The 18,191-nt window shown below is 70.4% G+C and carries 14 protein-coding genes; 5 read left to right on the forward strand and 9 right to left on the reverse strand.

The window, feature by feature from the left end; translation table 11 throughout:
• Entirely contained in the window at positions 1-1,092 is a 1,092-nt protein-coding gene (locus tag KUF83_RS23200; protein WP_217456711.1) for an ABC transporter substrate-binding protein, read from the reverse strand.
• A gap of 164 nt (positions 1,093-1,256) precedes the next feature.
• The gene (locus tag KUF83_RS23205) at positions 1,257-2,270 is read right to left on the reverse strand and encodes a LacI family DNA-binding transcriptional regulator (RefSeq protein ID WP_217456712.1); all 1,014 of its coding nucleotides are present in this window, start codon (positions 2,268-2,270) and stop codon (positions 1,257-1,259) included.
• A gap of 156 nt (positions 2,271-2,426) precedes the next feature.
• Here KUF83_RS23205 and KUF83_RS23210 point away from each other — a divergent pair, with 156 nt between their 5' ends.
• On the forward strand, positions 2,427-5,030 hold the full coding sequence (locus KUF83_RS23210; protein ID WP_217456713.1) for a PA14 domain-containing protein: 2,604 nt from the start codon (positions 2,427-2,429) through the stop codon (positions 5,028-5,030).
• Between the two features lie 187 nt (positions 5,031-5,217).
• Here the strand turns inward: KUF83_RS23210 and mraY are convergent, their stop codons facing one another.
• Entirely contained in the window at positions 5,218-6,285 is a 1,068-nt protein-coding gene (gene mraY, locus KUF83_RS23215) for a phospho-N-acetylmuramoyl-pentapeptide-transferase (protein WP_217456715.1), read from the reverse strand.
• A 215-nt stretch (positions 6,286-6,500) separates the two neighbouring features.
• Positions 6,501-7,532 (reverse strand): trans-acting enoyl reductase family protein, encoded by a 1,032-nt coding sequence (locus tag KUF83_RS23220; protein ID WP_217456716.1) that lies wholly within the window; start codon positions 7,530-7,532, stop codon positions 6,501-6,503.
• Positions 7,533-7,642: 110 nt separating this feature from the next.
• Here KUF83_RS23220 and KUF83_RS23225 point away from each other — a divergent pair, with 110 nt between their 5' ends.
• The gene (locus KUF83_RS23225; RefSeq protein ID WP_217456717.1) at positions 7,643-8,623 is read left to right on the forward strand and encodes a helix-turn-helix domain-containing protein; all 981 of its coding nucleotides are present in this window, start codon (positions 7,643-7,645) and stop codon (positions 8,621-8,623) included.
• A 54-nt stretch (positions 8,624-8,677) separates the two neighbouring features.
• On the opposite strand, the gene KUF83_RS23230 is transcribed toward KUF83_RS23225, so the two are convergent.
• On the reverse strand, positions 8,678-9,067 hold the full coding sequence (locus tag KUF83_RS23230; protein ID WP_217456718.1) for a cupin domain-containing protein: 390 nt from the start codon (positions 9,065-9,067) through the stop codon (positions 8,678-8,680).
• An 82-nt stretch (positions 9,068-9,149) separates the two neighbouring features.
• Positions 9,150-10,046 carry an alpha/beta hydrolase gene (locus KUF83_RS23235; protein WP_217456719.1) on the reverse strand — a complete coding sequence of 299 codons (897 nt, stop codon included), beginning with the start codon at positions 10,044-10,046 and terminating at the stop codon, positions 9,150-9,152.
• A gap of 117 nt (positions 10,047-10,163) precedes the next feature.
• On the opposite strand from KUF83_RS23235, the gene KUF83_RS23240 reads away from it, so the two are divergent.
• Positions 10,164-11,198, forward strand: a complete 1,035-nt coding sequence (locus tag KUF83_RS23240; RefSeq protein ID WP_217456720.1) for a CdaR family transcriptional regulator — start codon at positions 10,164-10,166, stop codon at positions 11,196-11,198.
• Positions 11,199-11,306: 108 nt separating this feature from the next.
• On the opposite strand, the gene KUF83_RS23245 is transcribed toward KUF83_RS23240, so the two are convergent.
• The gene (locus tag KUF83_RS23245; RefSeq protein ID WP_217456721.1) at positions 11,307-12,239 is read right to left on the reverse strand and encodes an aminoglycoside phosphotransferase family protein; all 933 of its coding nucleotides are present in this window, start codon (positions 12,237-12,239) and stop codon (positions 11,307-11,309) included.
• A gap of 146 nt (positions 12,240-12,385) precedes the next feature.
• Complete coding sequence (locus KUF83_RS23250; protein ID WP_217456723.1) at positions 12,386-12,859, reverse strand: SRPBCC family protein; 474 nt, start codon at positions 12,857-12,859, stop codon at positions 12,386-12,388.
• A 341-nt stretch (positions 12,860-13,200) separates the two neighbouring features.
• Here KUF83_RS23250 and KUF83_RS23255 point away from each other — a divergent pair, with 341 nt between their 5' ends.
• Positions 13,201-14,811 (forward strand): amidase, encoded by a 1,611-nt coding sequence (locus tag KUF83_RS23255; protein ID WP_217456724.1) that lies wholly within the window; start codon positions 13,201-13,203, stop codon positions 14,809-14,811.
• A 46-nt stretch (positions 14,812-14,857) separates the two neighbouring features.
• Here KUF83_RS23255 and KUF83_RS23260 read toward each other — a convergent pair whose 3' ends face one another.
• Positions 14,858-17,287, reverse strand: a complete 2,430-nt coding sequence (locus KUF83_RS23260) for a penicillin acylase family protein (protein ID WP_217456725.1) — start codon at positions 17,285-17,287, stop codon at positions 14,858-14,860.
• A 266-nt stretch (positions 17,288-17,553) separates the two neighbouring features.
• On the opposite strand from KUF83_RS23260, the gene KUF83_RS23265 reads away from it, so the two are divergent.
• Positions 17,554-18,138: a TerD family protein gene (locus tag KUF83_RS23265; RefSeq protein WP_217456726.1), complete on the forward strand. Its 585-nt coding sequence runs from the start codon at positions 17,554-17,556 to the stop codon at positions 18,136-18,138.
• Positions 18,139-18,191: the final 53 nt, after the last annotated feature.

Genomic DNA, 18,191 nt, shown 5'->3' on the forward strand with positions numbered 1-18,191 from the left:
TCAGTAGGCCTTGCCGAGGTCCGACTGTGCGTTGGACCTGGTGTACGAGCTGTCCTTGATAACGATGTCCTGAGCCACTTCGTCGCCCCGGGTGAAGGTGTCGAGGGTCTGGAAGGCGAGTGGTCCGAAGCGGGGGTTGGACTCGATGACGCCGTGGATCCAGCCGTCGACGATGCCCCTGACGGCCTTGCGGGTGCCGTCGATCGTGACGATCTTGACGTCGCCCGGCTTCTTGCCCGCGCTCTTGAGGGCGTTGACCGCGCCGAGTCCCATCTCGTCGTTCTCGGCGTAGATGCCCTTGATTCCCGGCTTGGACTGGATGAGGTTCTCGGTGACCGACTGGCCCTTCTCGCGGGCGAACTCGCCGGTCTGCTGGAACACCACGTCGAGGCCTGGAGCCTTGGCCTTGATCCGGTCCACGAAGCCCTTGGTGCGTTCCGTCGTGACGTTGTTGCCCGCGGAGCCGAGCAGGATGGCGATGTCGCCCTTGCCGCCGGTCGCCTCGATCATCTGGTCGGCGGCCCGTCTGCCCTGCTCCACGAAGTCCGATCCGATGAAACTCACGTAGTCCTTGCACGCGGTGGCGTTGATCTTGCGGTCCACCGTGACGATCGGGATGTGCCGGGCCGCCGCGGTGCGCAGCACGGGCTCCCAGCCGTCCGAGTTGAGGGGGGCGACGACCAGTACGTCGGCGCCCTTGGCGATGAGGTCCTGGACGTCGCTGATCTGCTTGGAGAACTGCGACTGGGCGTTGGCGGTGAGGAGCTTGAGGCCGCGCTTCTTCGCCTCCGCCCTGATCGAAGCGGTCTCGGCGATCCGGAAGGGGTTGGCCTCCTTCTCGGACTGGGAGAAGCCGACGGTGGCGTTCGCGAGGTCGAGCTTCTCGCCCCCGTACGTGTCGAGGGTGCAGCCCGGGCCGGAGCCGGTGTCCGGCGAGGCGACCTGCTGGCCGGAGTCGCCCTGCTGGGTGGAGGCCTTGTCGTCGGAGGAGTCCTCGGACTTGGTGCATCCGGTCAGGGCCAGGCCGGTGATGAGGCCGGTGGCGAGGAGGGTGCGTGCGGTGGTGCGTCGAGGAGGTGCGATCGGCTTCATGGAGTCCCCAAACGGCGCGGCCCCGGAGTGGAGAGCGCTCCCGGGGCGTTCGGCACTTGACGGTCAACACGGCGTGCACGTCGTTCAGGGGAGGTTTTTACATCGTTGGAAGGGGCCTGTAAACCCCTCCGTCCGAAATCTCGATCCAATGGTCCGGACCGCCGTCAGCGGCGCCCGAGGGTGCTTTCCCGCTCCACCAGCCGGTATTCCGCGGTGAGTTCACGCCCGCCCGTCTCCTGACGGCCCGACAGACTGCGCAGCAGAGAGGCCACCGCGAGGCGTGCGATGGCTTGTTTGTCCGGCGCGATGGTGGTCAGCGACACAGCTCCGAAACGGCTCTCGGCGATGTCGTCGAAACCCACCACGGCGATGTCCCACGGCACCCTCAGCCCGCGCTCGTGCAACACCCGCATGGCGCCGATCGCGATCAGGTCGTTGTAGGCGAAAACGGCGTCTGGCCGCACACCCGCGTCCAGCAGCCGGGCCATGGCCCGGGCGCCGTCGTCCCGGTCCCAGCCGCCGACGGGCACGACCAGGTCGTCCCCGGCCGGCAGGCCCGCCGCCGTCAACTCCGCCCGCCAGCCGTCGAGTCGCAGATGGGCGGGGCGGTTCGCGGAGTCCGTACGGGCGCCGAGGTACGCGATCCGGGTCCGGCCGCGGTCGAGCAGGTGGCGCACCGCCGTCCGCGCGGCGGCCACGTTGTCGATCGCGATGTGGTCGAAGGGCAGGCCGTACTCGCGTTCGCCGAGCAGCACCAGCGGGACGTCGTCGGCCCGGCTCCGCAGGTCCTCGGCCTCCAGTTCCAGCGGGCTGAGGATCAGTCCGTCGATCACCCGGGCCCGGAATCCCTGGCTGACCAGCAGCTCCTGTTCGCGCTCGCCCCGCGTGTGGTCGAGCAGGACCGTGAACTCGTGCTCGGCGGCCGCGTCGATCACCGCGCCCGCCAGCTCGGCGAAGTAGGGATTGCCGAGCTCGGGAACGGCGAGCGCGATGATGCCCGTACGGCCCTTGCGCAGATGCCGCGCGGTGAGGTTCGGCCGGTATCCGAGCTCGTCGATGGCCTGTTGGACCCGGGCGCGCATCGCCGGTGTGATGTGCGGATAGTTGTTCACGACGTTGGAAACGGTCTTGATCGAGACGCCGGCCCGCTCGGCCACGTCCTTCAGGCTGACCCGCAAGGGATCTCCTCGGCATCGACGGAACTCCACGACCGGAGCTTTGTCATGAACCTGGACAGCGGCCGCCGGTCGTGCTCTCATGCCAACTGCCTCTGCTTCCAACGTTGTACAGACTGAAGCACCGAGCCGCCACCCTTCCTCACCCTAGGAGGATTCGTGCGCATCAGACCATTCAGAGACCGCCTCGCCCTGCTCGTCGCAGCAGTGCTGGGTGCCGCGGGACTGGCCGCCGCACCTGCCGCGACGGCCGTGGAGGATCCCCCCGAGATCCACGGCCTCAAGGGCGAGTACTACACCCAGTCCGCACCCGGCGCCTTCGACTTCCACGAGCTCAAGGCCACCGGATTCGACTCGCAACTCGACTTCGACAACCTGGAGTCGCGCCTGCGCTCCGCGACCGGCCGGTCGGACGACGTCAGCGTCCGCTGGACCGGCAGGGTCGTGCCGGAGAAATCCGGTCCCACCACCTTCTCGGTCATCGGTGACAACGGTTTCCGTCTCTTCGTGGACGGCAAACCCGTCATCGACCACTGGGTCGACGACTGGGACCGCGAACAGACCGGGCAGCCGGTGGAACTGGTCGCCGGCAAGGCCTACGACATCAAGGTCGAGTACTTCGAGCATTTCGGAGGCTCCAACCTCCATGTGCGCTGGACACCGCCCGGCGGCACCAAGACAGCGATCCCGCAGTCGGCCTTCCTGCTGCCCGAGGGCTATGACTACGACGGAGCCATCGCCGCCACGGTCCTCAAGGACGGCCGCACACTCCGGCTCGACTTCGCCCAGACACTCGCGGCGCCCCCGGCCGCACTCACCGAGCACCTGGACGCCGTGATCGGCGGCGCCACCTGGCCGCTCGGCCGGGTCCGCCTCGACCCGGCCGACCCCAGGTCGCTGCTGGTCGGGCTCAAGGAGCCCGTGGTCGGCAACAAGACCGGCACCGCGCGCGGCTCCGCCGATGTGCGCTACGACGGATCAGGGGGCCTCTCCGGCAAGGACGGCAACGTTGTCAACGCCTTCTGGAGCAGCGGCGCCAACAAGTCGACCTACCAGCTGAGCACCCCGTGGGGCGACAAGGTCACCGCGGGCAACGCCCACCGTGAGTACCCGCGGCCCCAGCTCACCCGACAGGACTGGAAGAACCTCAACGGCAGCTGGCAGTTCGCCGCGGCACAGGAGGGCGAACAGCCGCCGGTCGGCCGTGACCTGGCCGAGAAGATCCTCGTCCCGTACCCCGTCGAGTCCCAGCTGTCGGGCATCGAACGGCACGAGGACCGGATGTGGTACCGCCGCACCTTCACCGTCCCGTCCGACTGGAGGATCGGCTCCGGCAAGCGGCTGCGGCTCAACTTCGGGGCGGTCGACTGGCGCTCCGAGGTCTACGTCAACGGCACCAAGGTCACCGAACACCAGGGCGGCTACGACAAGTTCAGCGCCGACGTGACCGACGCGCTGAAGCCGGGCCGCACCCAGGAGCTGATCGTCGGCGTCTACGACCCGACGGACGCCTCGGGCGGCGAGAACCCGCCGCTCGGCAAGCAGCGCCTCGACCCGAGCGGCATCTGGTACACCCCGTCCTCCGGCATCTGGCAGACCGTGTGGATGGAACCCGTCGCCGCGGACCACGTCGACTCGCTCGCACTCACCCCGGACGTGACGGCGGGCACGATGACGGTCGTGCCGAAGGGAGTACGCGACGGAGTCCCGGTCACCGCGACCGCCTACGAGGGCAAGCGCAAGGTGGCCACGGCATCCGGCCGCACGGGAAGCCCGCTCACCCTCCGGATTCGCGACGCGCGTCTGTGGTCACCGGACGACCCGTTCCTCTACGACCTCAGGGTCAGTGTCGGCGCAGACCGCGTCAGCGGTTACTTCGGCATGCGGTCCGTCGCCGTCGAGAACGTGAACGGAACCCCGCGGACCGTCCTCAACGGCAAGCCGGTCTTCATGATGGCCACCCTCGACCAGGGCTTCTGGCCGGACGGCCTGCACACCGCCCCGAGCGACGAGGCGCTGGCGTACGACCTGAGAATGCACAAGGCGATGGGCTTCAACTCGGTCCGCAAACACATCAAGGTCGAACCCGACCGATGGTTCTACTGGGCCGACCGGCTCGGCCTGCTGGTGTGGCAGGACATGCCGTCGATGACAGCGGGCGTGAACCCGTCCGCCACCGCCCGCGCCACGTACGAACGCGAGATGAAGCAGATGATCGACGAACACATCAGCAGTCCGTCGATCGTCATGTGGGTCACCTTCAACGAAGGGTGGGGTCAGTACGACGTGGGCCGGATCGCTGAGCAGGCCAAGGCCTGGGACCCGACCCGCCTGGTCAACAACCAGTCGGGCCTCAACCTCGGCGCCGACGGGGGCACGGGCGACATCATGGACGAGCACGGCTACCCGAGCCCCGCACTGCCACCGCGTCCGGACGGTAAGAGGGCTCTGGTGGCAGGGGAGTACGGCGGCCTCGGCCTCGCCGTGCCCGGCCACGCCTGGTCGGTGCAGCAGTCCTACGTCGACGTCGACCCGGCCACGTACACCGACGACTACCTCACCAAGCTCGACGAGGTGCGGGCCCTGGCCTGCAAGGGCGGCAACGGCGCGGTGTACACCCAGATCGCGGACGTCGAGGGCGAGCTCAACGGACTCATCACCTACGACCGCAAGGTCGTCAAGCCCGATGTGCCGCGGCTCAAGGCGGCGCACGAGTCCCTGATCGAGGACGTGTCCCGGGCGAACCCCGCCGGCTGCGTCTGACACCCGGGCCCGCCCGGCGAAACGCCTCCCCGCCGCTCGCCGGGCGGCCCCGGTCCCGCCGGCCCCGTTCGAGGCCGCAGCGGCGGATCCAGCCTGAGCAACTGGCCGGCCACCGTTGGACGGCACTGCGGCCATCCGCGCTGCCGATCCCCAGGATCCGTGGCTTCGGGGTGGGTGGGGTCGTGCGTCAGCCCGTGGCCCAGCCGGCGTAGAACAGGCCGACGCCGACGATGACGCAGATGCCCTGGATGGTCCAGAAGCGGACCACGACCAGGACTTCGGACCATCCCTTGAGTTCGAAGTGGTGCTGGAGCGGGGCCATCTTGAAGACCCGCTTGCCGGTCATCTTGAACGAGCCGACCTGGATGACCACGGACAGCGTGATCAGGACGAACAGTCCGCCCAGCAGGGCGAGCAGCAGTTCGGTGCGTGAGCAGATGGCCAGGCCCGCCAGTGCGCCACCGAGAGCGAGTGACCCGGTGTCGCCCATGAAGATCTTGGCGGGCGAGGTGTTCCACCAGAGGAACCCGATGCAGGAACCCATCAGCGCGGAGGCGACGACGGCCAGGTCGAGGGGATCCCGTACCTCCATGCAGGAGCCCGGGTTGGTGAGGTTCATCGCGTTGGCGCAGGAGTTCTGGAACTGCCACAGGCCGATGAAGGTGTACCCGCCGAGGACCATCGCTGACGCGCCGGTCGCCAGTCCGTCCAGGCCGTCGGTGAGGTTCACCCCGTTCGACATGGCCAGGATCATGAACAGTGCCCACACGACGAACAGCACCGGCCCGATGGTCCAGCCGAAGTCGCTGACGAACGACAGCCGCAGCGAGGCCGGGGTCTGACCGCGGTCGTCCGCGAACCGGATGGCCAGTACGGCGAACATGATGCCGATGACGAGCTGGCCGGTCATCTTCGCCCCGGCCCGCAGTCCCAGCGAACGCCGCTTGACGATCTTGATGTAGTCGTCGAGGAATCCGACGACGCCCATGCCCGCCATCAGGAACAGCACCAGAACGCCCGGGAACGTGGGGCTCTCCCCGGTGATGACCTTGGTGAGGACGTACGCCGCGAGGGTGGCCAGGATGAAGGCGATACCGCCCATGGTGGGTGTGCCGCGCTTGCCGTGGTGACCGCGGGGCCCGTCGTCGCGGATGAACTGCCCGTAGCCCTTGCGAGCCAGCAGCTTGATGAGCAGAGGCGTACCTATGAGGGTGAGGAACAGGCCGATGGCCCCGGCGAAGAGGATCTGGTTCATCGGACGGTGGTGTTCCCCTCGGCGGCGTTCCGGTGCGGGACTGCCTGACAGACGACGGTGGCTCTCACGACGCACACCTTATGCATATGCCCGATCCTCCTGCACGGGTGGGTAGTTGGCGCGAGCGGTGCGGTGCGTCGAGGCCCGACACGGAGCTCCGGCGAGCGTACTCACGGCAGCGCGGGACCGTCGACGTCAGACGGTCCGGCCGTCGGCTACGGCTTCACCGTCCAGGTGATGTGCGGGGCGAGTGCGTCGAGGAAGTCGCTCGCGTCGAAGAGTTCACCGGCGGAGACGACACCGAGCTTCCTCGCCCGGCCGTCGAGGACGCGGTGGACGGCTTCCACGGCGAGCGGCGCTGTGACGGCGTAGATGTCCTGACCGCCGGCCGTGGCACGACGTTCCGTGTCGCCGGAGCGCACGACGACGTCGATGACGAAGGTCTGGTCGGACCGCCCCCGCTCGTCGACGGCGGTCGGCGACGGGGTGTCGGGGGCCGCGATGTCACCGGCCGCTTCGGCGGTCATGTAGGTGCGTACTTCTGGGATGGACAGATGGCTGGGCACGGTGACGACGTCGGCCATGGTGAACTCCCCGATGACGGACCGGGTGCCCATCGGGTCGGGAAAGGGCCAGTCCAGGGTGGGCAGGTCGTCCTGGTGGTACTCCAGCTGCCCGTTGCGGTGACGTACGCGCCGGCCGTTGCGCCGCGCGTGGACGGCCGCGCCCGCGACGCGTGTGCCGGTGGTGGGGTGCCAGCTGCTCAGCCCGTAGGCGATGTGTGCCTCGTCGGCCGAGGTCCAGTCGTCCATGGCGGCGGTGACCAGCAGGTCGCCGAGGCCGCCGTAGAAGGCCATCGCGGGGACGACCACGGTTCCCGCGGCGCGGGCGCGCTCCGTGAAGTGCGCGAAGGTGTCGGCGTTGGCCTCGATCTCGGCGGCCACGTCGACGTACGGGATCCCGGCGCGCAGAGCCGCCTCGATCACCGGGGCGGCGGTCGTGGAGAAGGGGCCGGCGCAGTTGATCACGGCTGCGGCGCCGGCCAGGGCACGGTCCAGCGAGGCCGGATCGTCGACCGACGCGGTCCGCGTCTCGAGTCCCGGATGCGCGGCCGCCAGCTCCCCGAGCTTGTCGGCGTCGCGCCCGGAGAGTACCGGGACGAACCCGCGCTCCAGCAGTTCCGCCACCACGAACCGGCCCGTGTGCCCGTACGCTCCGAACACCGCCACCGTGTGTCCCGGTCTCATGAATGCTCCTCGTGCTCGAAGGCTCCGCTGTGATCTTCTGTGAACATCCTGACCTGGACGGGTACTTGATCGTGAGTGTCCGGAACGACATGCTGCGTACAATTCCGGACATGGGAACTGTCGCGGTGGTCGCCACCGACGGGATGCTGCACTTCGAACTGTCGGTGGCCTGTGAGGTGTTCGGCTCCGCTCCGGCAGGCGTGGACGTGGCCTGGTACGACGTCGAGGTCTGCGGGTCGGGCGCCGTACAGGTCGGCCGGTTCCGGCTGGAGCCGGACCGCGGACTCGACAGGCTGGCCTGCGCCGACACGGTGATCGTCCCCGCCTGGGCCGATGTCGACGAGGATCCGCCCGCCGATCTGGTCGACGCGGTACGCGCGGCCCATGAGGCGGGCGCGCGGGTGGCCTCCCTGTGCACGGGCGCGTTCGTGCTGGCCGCCGCCGGTCTGCTGGACGGGAGACGAGCGACCACGCACTGGGCGCACACCGAAGTGCTGGCCGCCCGCCACCCCCGCGTGGAGGTCGACCCGGACGTTCTCTACGTGGACAACGGCAGCGTGCTCACCTCCGCCGGCAAGGCCGCGGCCCTGGACCTGTGCCTCCATCTCGTCCGTCTCGACCACGGCTCATCGGTCGCCAACGCCGTCGCCCGCCGTCTGGTCGTCCCGCCTCACCGGGCCGGCGGGCAGGCCCAGTTCGTCGCCGCGCCGGTGCCCTCCCGCGACGACCACCCGCTCGCCGCGCTGCTTCCGTGGGCGGCCGAACGCCTCGACCAGCCGCTGACCGTGGAGGACCTGGCACGCCAGGCGCGGATGAGCTCGCGTCACCTCGGCCGCCACTTCAGGGCAGCGACCGGCACCACCCCGCTGCAGTGGCTGCTCTCTCAACGCATCAGCCGTGCGCAGGAGTTGCTGGAGTCCACCGACCGCAGTGTCGACTCCATCGCGGAGGCCACCGGCATGGGCACCGCCACGACGCTGCGCCGCCACTTCAACCGCACACTCGGCGTGCCACCGGACGCCTACCGTCGCACCTTCCGCTCACGGCCGGCCGCCAGCCTTGGCGACGGGCACCGACACCGGCAGTTCTGAACCGGGGCAAGGGCTCCAGAAGCTCAGATCACCCGTGTAGACGACGAGTTGCCGTCAGGCCCCGGCGCGCTCCTCGAGCCGGCTGCCTCGCGCCACGGTGACGGACATGATGTCGCTGGGAGCGTCCAGCGTGATGCGGTGCCATCGTCCGCGCGGCACGATGACCGCGGTGCCGGCCGTCAGGCCGACCTCCTCCTCGGCCTCTCCCGACTGCCGCGGGCGGAAGTGCAGGCGTATGCCGCCGGAGAGGCAGGACACGACCTCCTCGGCGTCGGGGTGGACTTCCCAGTGGTCGGCGTGGACGTCGGCGTCGGTCTCCACGTGGAAGGTCATCACCTGCCAGCCGTCCCTGCCGGGGTCGAACGTGGGCTGTTCGGCATGGGCCCCGCCGTCCGGGTGAAGGCGGATGAAGGAGGAGAAGAGGTCGATCGGTGTGGCGGTCATGCCTGACGTCCCTTCTGAGGTGATTGACTCAACTGGTTGTCCTGGCGCGGGAGTTGACTGGCCGGGTCCAGCCGGGGCCGCCTCACTCGGCCAGCGCCCGGCGCAGGACGGCGCCGAGTTCGGCGATCTGCCGCTGCGAGACCTCGGCGGACAGGATCGCCTGAGAACCGTGGAACGTGCCCGGCCACTGGTGCAACTCGACCGACACACCTGCCTGCAGCAGACGCAGCGCGTAGGTGATGTCCTCGTCGCGGTTGGGACAGAACTCCGCGGTGGCGACGTAGGCGGGAGGCAGGCCGGACAGGTCCGTGGCCCGCGCCGGGGCCGCGTACGGCGAGGCGGGCGTCGAGCCCAGGTAGTGCCGCCACGACGCGGAGATCTTGGCCCGGTTCATCCAGGGCGTATCCGTGAAATGCTGTGCCGACCACGTCTCCTGCCGGTCGTCGAGCCCCGGCTGGTTGAGCAGTTGGAAGCGGATCGGCGGCCCCTGTTCGTCGCGGGCCCGCAGAGCCACCGCGGCGGCGAGCCCCGCGCCGGCACTGTGCCCGCCGACCGCGATCCGCGCCGCGTCGATGCCGAGTTCGACCGCGTGCTCGGCCGCCCAGTTCAGCACGGCGTAGGCGTCGTCCGGGGCGGCCGGGAACGGGTGCTCGGGTGCCAGGCGGTAGCCCACCGAGATCACCACGGAGCCGGAGGCTTCTGCGAGCCGGACTGCCCACGGGTGCTCGGTGTCGAGGTCCCCCATGACGAAGCCGCCGCCGTGCAGCCAGACGACGGCGCCGCGCGCCCGGTGCGGGCGGTAGATCCGTACCGCCACGTCCGGATCGGCGGGCACCATGTGGTCCTCGACGTCCATGCCCGTGGTGTCCGGTGCCGGTACGGCGGCGGCGAGTTCGGCGAAGTTCTTGCGCTCGGCGGCGGGGTCGGTCAGGTCGGCCCGGGGGAACAGGGGGATGAATGCTTCGAGTTCGGGATCCATGTCGGCCATCCTCACCGCCGCCGCGGGCGGGGTCATCCGCCATCCGTCGGGCAACCCGCCCACATCACGCGCCGTTCGGCGCCTCCCCGTCGGCCGTCGAGGCCCTATCCTCCAGCTATGGAGGCACTGGCCGTACGGCTGTCGCACCTGGACTCACAAGCCGAAGGCGCGATCCGGGTCGTCATGTTCTTCGACACGCTGATGCGCCGCCGGGTGGATGTCCCGGCGCTGGCCCGGGCCTCGGCGGTGCTCGCCGAGTGCGTGGCGGGGATCCGGCTCCACGGCACGGGCCGGGCGATCCGCGTCTCCTCGGACGGCAGAGTGGCGTCCGCCCCGCCGGGCCCGGCGTCCACCACGGTGCCGGTCACTCTCGACGAGGAGGAGATCGGCACGGTGTGGCTGGAGCGTCCCGGTCCGCCGGGTCCGCTCGACGAGATGCTGCTCGACCGGCTCGCCATCGCCGCCGCGGCGGTCGTCGAGAGATACGGCCCGGCCCGCACCACCATGGCCGACCCCGCCCTCGTCGAGCTGGTGATCGGCTCGGACAGCGACGAGGCGGGCAGAGCCCGGGCGTTGAGGCTCCTCGGGTTCCACCCCGACCTGCCGGTCCGAGTCGTCGCCGTGCGGTCGCAGCTCCCGCTCGACCAGGTCGCCGCTCTGCTCTGCCTGGCCCGCCCGGTCAAGGCGGCACCGCTCGCCGACGTGGGCGTCATCCTGGCAACCACCCTCGATCCGACGCGGATTCCGGCGGGTGTCCGCGCGGGCATCGGCGCCGCGGAGAGCGCCGACCGGTCCTGGAGCGAAGCCCGCACGGCGCTCCGCTTCACCACGTCACGACGACCGGTCGTCCCCTACGACGATCTGGGAGCGCTGGCGCTGCTCGCCCAGGTACCGCAGGACGCCACGCGCGACAACGCCGACGTGGCCGCGATCGCCCGGCTCGCCGACAACCCGGAAGATCTGGAGACGCTGGACACCTACTGTGCCGCCGGCTCCCTTCGCCGGACCGCCGACCGCCTCCACGTGCATCACAGCAGCGTCGCCCGCCGGCTCGAACAGATCGGGAGGGCCCTGGGCATCGAACTCACCGAGCCGGCCGGCCTGGTACGGGCCAGACTCGCGCTCACCTTGTGGCAGCTGCTCGACGACTGAGGCCGGTCTTCCCGTTCGCAGGGCCGCGGCCGTGCATCCGCCCCCGCCCGGTACGTTCGCCAGCCTGGTGAGTGGCCCGGCAGCGAGCCACGCCGCTCCCGCCGCCTGTCAGGAACGCTCGGTGAGCAACTCCGCCAGGCGGTCCACGAATTCGGTGAGCCAGCTGAGCGCCGGACCGCTGCGCGCAATGCGGAATCCGTGGCGGCGGCCCCAGAGCGCGGCCTGGACGGCATGGAACTGGGCCCAACGGCGGGTGCGTTCACGATCGAGTTCCGCCGCTTCGGCGAACACGTCCAACGTACGGCGAACAGCCGCGCCCAGGTCATCGGCTCCGACGAGCGTCAGCGCCTGTGACTTGAGCAGCGTGCCCGCGTCGTAGGCGGGATCACCCACATAGCCCTTGGGGTCGACGGCCAGCCACGGTTCACGGTCGGCACGCAGGATGTTCCTGGCATGGAGGTCGCCGTGGACAAGGGTGTCCGGCTGGGTGCGGCCCAGCTCGCGAACGGTTGCCACAGCAGCGTCGACGACATTGCCCGGCAGCGTGTGGGACAGCTGTGCGGCGTCCTTGCGCAGCTGCTCCTCCCAGGCCTCGGACTGGTCCCGCAGCCGGGGCAGGCCGGGCGGGGCGGGGACGGCCAGCCGCCGATTGATCCGCCCCGCGACCGCCACCGTCCGGTCGCCCGCCTCGATGTCGGCCAGGGTCGATGACCGGACCCGTTCGAGCAGCATCGCGAAGCGTTCGTCGTCATGCTCGTGCAGCAGGACGGCGCCGCGTCCGCCCCATGCCGCGAACGCGTCCGGCTCGTGGACGTTGCCGGGATGCGGAAACGACACCTTGAGCACAGCCGTCTCCCCGGCCCGCCGTCGCACCGGGACGACGACCCCGACACCCCCGTGCATGACCTCGCCGTCCGGCACACAGCTCCAGTGCCCCAGCAGTTCGTCCACGATCCCTGGAAGCTCGGCGAGCCACACCGCTCCCGGCTCCCCTTCCCGCTCGAGGGTGCTCCGCGCGAACGTCTCTGGTACCCCGATCATCCGGGCACCCTACGCGCACGCCGTCCCCCCTCGCCGATGCCACGCGACATGCCCTACAACTGCGCCGCGCTTGGGCGGAGTTGAGAGAAGCCTGCCGGATCTTCACAGGCAGACACTGAGGCACCGCTCCGGCATGACAACGAAGCTCAGCCGCTGCGGCTCTCCACGGCGTTGGCGACGTCTTCGAGGTCCTTCGCGATGGCCTTGCTGACGGCCCGCGCGCCGAGGCTGCCCATGACCTTGGCCAGCAGGCCCGCGACACCGCCGGACGCGACGGCCGTGAACGTCATACGGACCGTCGTCGCCACCGGGCCGTCCGACCGCAGCTCCCATTCCGACACATAGTGCGAGCCGTGCGACTCCGCCTCCACCACATAGCGCTCGGGCGGCTCGCACGCCGTCACCCACATCTCCTCGGTGGCGTCCTTCCCGAACATGCGCCGGGTCTCCCGCCACCGCGTACCGACGGCGAAGCCACCGCCCGTGAGGACCTCGACCTTCGAGACGCTGCCGAGGACGCGTTCCATGCCCGCGAGGTCGGTGAGGGCTTCCCACACCGGCGCACGGGCCGCGGCGACCCGCCGTTCGACGACGACGCTTCTGCTCGTCCTGGTTCCCATGCCCTCAGTACAGCTCAGACCGCCCCCCCGAGCGACCCGGCGGCCGACGTCAGCGCGGGTGAGCCTCCGGCCGGCCCCCGCAGCCGCAGGGGGCTGCTCGCACCGCGGAGTCGGGGGACAGCCGGAGCGAGAAACATCAGCCGCGCCCCTAGCGTGCTGGTACAGGAGGAACGCCGCGCCACCCGGACCGCCCACCTCACGTGCCGCCACCCGTGCCCATGCTTCCGCGTCGCCCGGACGGGATTGCCCGGGCCGCGCACCAACCGGGGATTACGGACGTTGTCGGAGTTCTCCGCACGGACACCACTGAACCGATCACCTCACCGCTGGAGCCGCACCGAATGGACCGGATCAACACCCCACGCCGCGCCGTGCTCGCGCTCGGCACCGCCACGGCCGCCACCCCCTGGCTCGGCGGTGCCACCGCCCGGGCCCGCCCCGCGAACGCGCAGCAGGCCTCGTCCGAGGGGCTGGAGGAACTGGGCATCAGCGAACTGCGTCGCCTGATGGACGACGGACGGCTCGACGCCGAACGGCTCACCCGCCACCACCTTGAGCGCATCGAGCGCATCGACCCGCTCCTGCGGTCGGTGATCGAGGTCAATCCCGACGCGCTGCGGGAGGCCCGGCGGCTGGACGCCGAAGGTGATCGCGGCAGACCGCTGTACGGCATGCCCGTCCTGCTGAAGGACCTGGTAGAGACCGCGGACCGGATGCACACGACGGCAGGATCACTGGCCCTGCGGGGTCTGCGTCCGGCGGCCGACGCCACCGTCGCCGCCAGGCTGCGCGCAGCCGGTGCCGTCATCCTCGGCAAGACGAACCTGAGCGAGTGGGCGGGCGGGATGTCGCTCACCCACCACGCCGGCTGGAGCGCCCGGGGTGGGCAGACCCGGAACCCGTACAAGCTGGACCGGTCGCCGAACGAGTCCAGTTCCGGCAGCGCGGTCGCCGCCGCGGCCGGTCTGTGCGTCGCCGCGATCGGTACCGAGACCAACGGCTCGATCATCGACCCGGCCTCGGCCAACTGCGTCGTCGGGGTGAAGCCGACCGTCGGACTGGTCGGGCGCGGCGGTGTGATCCCCGGCGTGCCGAGTCAGGACAGCGTCGGCCCCATCGCGCGCACGGTCCGCGACGCCGCGATCCTGCTGGGCACCCTCGTCGGTGTCGACGGCCGTGATCCGGCGACGAAGGCGAGCCGCGGTCACTTCCACCGCGACTACACCCGGTTCCTGGACGCCGACGGGCTGCGCGGGGCGCGTATCGGCGTACCGAGGACGGTGTACTTCGGCTACAGCCACCATGCCGACGAGATCGCGGAGCGGGCCATCGCCGTGCTGCGCGAGGCCGGGGCGACGGTGGTCGACCCGGCCGACATCCCGACGGCCGAGCAACTGGAGGACCTCCCCAGCTCCATGGTCGTCCAGGCGTACGAGATCAAGCGGGGGTTGAACGGCTACCTTTCCGGCGCCCCCGGTGACCACCCGCGCAGCCTGGCGGAGCTGATCGCGTTCAACCGTGAACACGCCGAGAGCGAGCTGCGCTATGTGCGGCAGGACGGCCTGGAGGCGGTGCACCGACTGGACTTCGGCGAGCGTGAGTACCGTGAGGCGCTGGCCACCAACCACCGGCTCTCGCGTGCCGAGGGGATCGACGCGGTGCTGCGGCAGTACCGCCTGGACGCGCTGGTGATGCCGACCACCGGACCGCCGGCCAAGATCGACCTGATCCGCGGGGACAGCCACGGCGGCGGCGCGTCGACGCCCGCCGCCCTTGCCGGTTACCCCGCGATCAGTGTCCCGGCCGGCTTCGCGTTCGGCCTGCCCGTCGGGCTGACGTTCATGGGCACGGCATGGAGCGAGCCGGTCCTGCTCCGCCTGGCCTACGCCTACGAACAGGCCGGCCGGGTCCGCCGGCGGCCGGCCTACCGGGAGGCCGACGTGGGCTTCTGACCCGGCCGACGTGATCGGCACCCGCCGTCGGACGGTGTCCGGTGGGTCAGTCGCGCAGGGTGATCACCTCGAGGGCGGGGTCGTGTGCGATCTCCGCCGCCGTGAAGCGTTCGGTGACCCACTTCTTGCCGGAGAAGAGCCGGGTCTGGTCGGTGTAGTGCGGGGAGGCCGGGTTCGCCGACTGACCGTAGGTGAGGAGGGTGTGGGTGCGGGGGCCGTCGGGGGTCAGTTCGACAGCCATCAGGAAGCTGGTGCCGAAGGCGCCCGCGGCCGGTGTGCCCGTGCCCGAGTCGGGGCCCGCCTCCAGGACGTTGAAGCAGCCCTTGTCGCCGTTGCAGCCGGGCAGGGGGATACCGGCCCACTTCTGTACGTCGCCCAGTTCGGAGTCGACGGGGAGGTCACGGGCTGCGAAGTCCTGGACCGCGTCGGCCAGGGCACGCCGGACGCGAACGTCGTCGCCCTTGATGCCGCGCGGTGTGGTGAGCGGCTGCGCCGGGTCGTGGGGGACGCGCCGCCAGGTGTCGGGCGGGCCGGTTTCCAGGAGGCGGTCGAAGAAGGTGGTCCAGAGCGCGGCGCCCCGGCTGTCGGCGTCGGCACGGGTGTCCCAGCGGGCCAGGGCCGCGCAGGCCTCGCGTACGTCGACCTCCGTGCCGTCCGTGGCCTTGAGGTCGGGATGGGCGCGGCACATGCCGACCACGTCGTCGCGCCCCGTCTCGGCCGACAGGACGCGGTTGCCGAGCATCGAGGCGCGCAGGGTGCTCCGGGTGAAGCCCGGGGCACCGAGTCCGTCCGTGCCGGCCAGGCGTCCCGCGATCATGTCGAGTCCGAGTTGGGCGCGCTGGCCGAGGCGTGGTGCGTCGTCATAGGTGCCCGGGAGGCCGGTGAGCGGGGATTGCGGATTCGTGTACCGGGGGCCGTTGTTGGAGTTCGCGACGTAGTCGGTGCGGTTCAGCCTGGGCTGGTGGGACGGACCGTGGACGCCCGGCACGAGCGCGTCGGGGTCACTGCCCCACGCGCAGGCCGACGTCGAACCGTCCAGGGCGCCGGGCACCTCCTCGCTCCCCGGGAGGGTGCAGCGTGCCAGCTGTTCGTCGGTCAGGTGCGGGACCGAGGACGAGTCGGTGAAGTACGTGTCGCCGCCGGTGTCCGCCGCGAGGGTGTAGGTCCAGGGGATGCCCTGGTAGGTGTCCTGGGCCGCGCGCAGCTCACCGAGGTCGTCGGCTTTGCCCATGGCCAGCCAGGTGTTCATGGAACGCAGGTTGTCGGCATTGGCGTCCCGTAGGGCGTAGGCGGTCTTCGTGGTCCAGCCGACCGACAGGACGGGTCCGTACCGTGAGGTGTACAGCGTCCGCTCGACGGTCGACAGCTCGCCGTTCTTGTCGCGGACGGCGACCGGGACGGTGCGGCGTTTCATCCGCTCGGTCCTGCCGTCGACCACATAGCTGGTCGGATCGCCGGGCACGAGTCTGAGCGCGTAGAGCGAGGCGTGCTGGGCGTCGCTCGCGGTGTGCGTCCAGGCGAGTTCGCGGTTGTGCCCGATCAGGACCAGCGGTGTGCCGTACAGGCCGGCGCCGGAGACGTCCAGGGTGCCCGGGATCGTCAACTGCACTTGGTAGAAGCGGAAGTTGCCGCCGACCCAGGGGAGGTGCGGATTCGCCAGGACCATCGCGGTTCCGCTGCGGGTGGCGTCCCGGCCGAGCGCCCATCCGTTGCTGCCGAAGGCGGCCGCGGCGGGATCCCGCCGCCCCTGGACGAGGGCCACAGCTGCCCTGGTCCCGGAAGTGGCCGCGGCCTTCGTGCCGTCCCCTCCCGCGGCCGGAGGTTTCGCGTCGCCGATCGTCGGGGCCAGCGGGGCCGCTCCGGTGGCTCCGTTGACGTCGTACACGAGGCTCCACAGGTCGAGCGCCGTGATCGAGCGCACCCACGGCCTGCCCTTGCAGCGCGGGTCCGGCAGCTTGTCGACGCCCGTGTCCCGCAGATAGCGGTTGTACCCGGCCGCGTACCCCTCGACCATCCGGCGCAGTTCCGTCGTCGGTCCCAGCGGTGCCTTCTGGCCGAGGAGTCGCCGGACGGTGCCCGCGCGCAGCAGCCCCTTGTAGTACGTGTCGCTCGCCAGGTCGGACTCCTGCCCGGACTGCGCGTCGCCCCCGAAGAAGCGGGACCGTTCGCCCCGCAACGTCACGACCTGGTCGGCGAGTTCACACACGTTGTCCTGCGCGAACGCGTATCCGTACCCGTATCCGAGTCCGTCGAAGTCCCGCGCCCGGATGTGCGGGACGCCGTACTCGGTCCGGCTGATGTGGGCCGTGCGTCGGCCCTCGGCGACTCTCTCGCCGGCCGCTCCGGACGCGGCGGAAGAGGGCGGGGTCTGCACGGCCATGGTGGCCGAGGCGAGGCAGAGAGCGGTCACGATTGCGGCCAACCGGCCGGTCAGGGAACTCTTCTGACGCTTGGTCAGCGTTCTGGATTCACCCATGCCCGCCACCCTTCAGGGTGAACCGTCGGCCGGCATCGGGCCTTCGGTGGATTTACGGGTGATGCGTCAGCCCTGGGATGTACACCCTGGGGTGCCGTCGGCGGCCTCGGCCGTGACCCCCGTGGTGGTTCGGTGCGCCCTTGCCGGCTTGGTGACGGCATGGGAAACGGCATGTGGGGGAGGGGGATCGCGGGGCCTGGGCTATGGGTGGGGCAGGAGGCGAGGCACACTGCATACAGGCAATTCCACGATCAAGAGGGACAGGCATGATCACGCTTACGAAGGAAGACGGCCCGGCGGACCTGGACGGAGTGACGCATCTGTCGATCGGGGTGTCCTGGGACCCCACCGTCGGCAGCAGTGGCGGGCTCATCGGCAAGCTGCGCCAGAAGACGGGTACGGACCTCGACCTGATCGCCATCGCGATGCAGGGATCGGACCCGGTGCGCCTCGCGGGCCTGGACTCCCTCGATCCGCTGGGCAACGGCTCGTTGGTGCACAGCGGAGACAACCAGACCGGCAAGGGTGCCGGTGACGACGAGACGGTGACCGTCGAGTTCGCCCGCGTCCCGGCGAACATTACGTCGATCGTCTTCGTCGCCGCCGCGTACAAGAAGAGCAGTTCCTTCCAGAAGGCGCGGAACATCAGCTTCAAGGTGTACGACGCGAGCGGGGGCAGCACACAGCAGGTCGCGGACATCTGGCCGAGCCTGCTGAGCAACGACAACGGCTGCGCCGTGGCCAAGGCGATCCGGGCCGGTGGAGCCTGGAAGCTGCAGGTGATCAACGAGACGGGGAAGATCAAGCAGGGCGACGAGCAGGCCCTGATGCGTTTCGCCGCGAGCAAGTAGGTCACGCAGGGACGAGGCGGGGCAGGGCCGGCATGTGCGTCGGCCCGGCCCCG

Source organism: Streptomyces sp. BV286, from assembly GCF_019090165.1.
GTDB lineage: Bacteria > Actinomycetota > Actinomycetes > Streptomycetales > Streptomycetaceae > Streptomyces.

Excerpts from the sequence above, each read along its gene's own strand:
- KUF83_RS23225 (WP_217456717.1), top strand. The coding sequence starts at position 7,643 with ATGGGAACTGTCGCGGTGGTCGCCACCGACGGGATGCTGCACTTCGAA.
- KUF83_RS23200 (WP_217456711.1), bottom strand. The coding sequence starts at position 1,092 with ATGAAGCCGATCGCACCTCCTCGACGCACCACCGCACGCACCCTCCTC.
- KUF83_RS23245 (WP_217456721.1), bottom strand. The coding sequence starts at position 12,239 with ATGATCGGGGTACCAGAGACGTTCGCGCGGAGCACCCTCGAGCGGGAA.
- KUF83_RS23265 (WP_217456726.1), top strand. The coding sequence starts at position 17,554 with ATGATCACGCTTACGAAGGAAGACGGCCCGGCGGACCTGGACGGAGTG.
- mraY (WP_217456715.1), bottom strand. The coding sequence starts at position 6,285 with ATGAACCAGATCCTCTTCGCCGGGGCCATCGGCCTGTTCCTCACCCTC.
- KUF83_RS23235 (WP_217456719.1), bottom strand. The coding sequence starts at position 10,046 with ATGGATCCCGAACTCGAAGCATTCATCCCCCTGTTCCCCCGGGCCGAC.
- KUF83_RS23240 (WP_217456720.1), top strand. The coding sequence starts at position 10,164 with ATGGAGGCACTGGCCGTACGGCTGTCGCACCTGGACTCACAAGCCGAA.
- KUF83_RS23255 (WP_217456724.1), top strand. The coding sequence starts at position 13,201 with ATGGACCGGATCAACACCCCACGCCGCGCCGTGCTCGCGCTCGGCACC.
- KUF83_RS23220 (WP_217456716.1), bottom strand. The coding sequence starts at position 7,532 with ATGAGACCGGGACACACGGTGGCGGTGTTCGGAGCGTACGGGCACACG.
- KUF83_RS23230 (WP_217456718.1), bottom strand. The coding sequence starts at position 9,067 with ATGACCGCCACACCGATCGACCTCTTCTCCTCCTTCATCCGCCTTCAC.
- KUF83_RS23260 (WP_217456725.1), bottom strand. The coding sequence starts at position 17,287 with ATGGGTGAATCCAGAACGCTGACCAAGCGTCAGAAGAGTTCCCTGACC.
- KUF83_RS23250 (WP_217456723.1), bottom strand. The coding sequence starts at position 12,859 with ATGGGAACCAGGACGAGCAGAAGCGTCGTCGTCGAACGGCGGGTCGCC.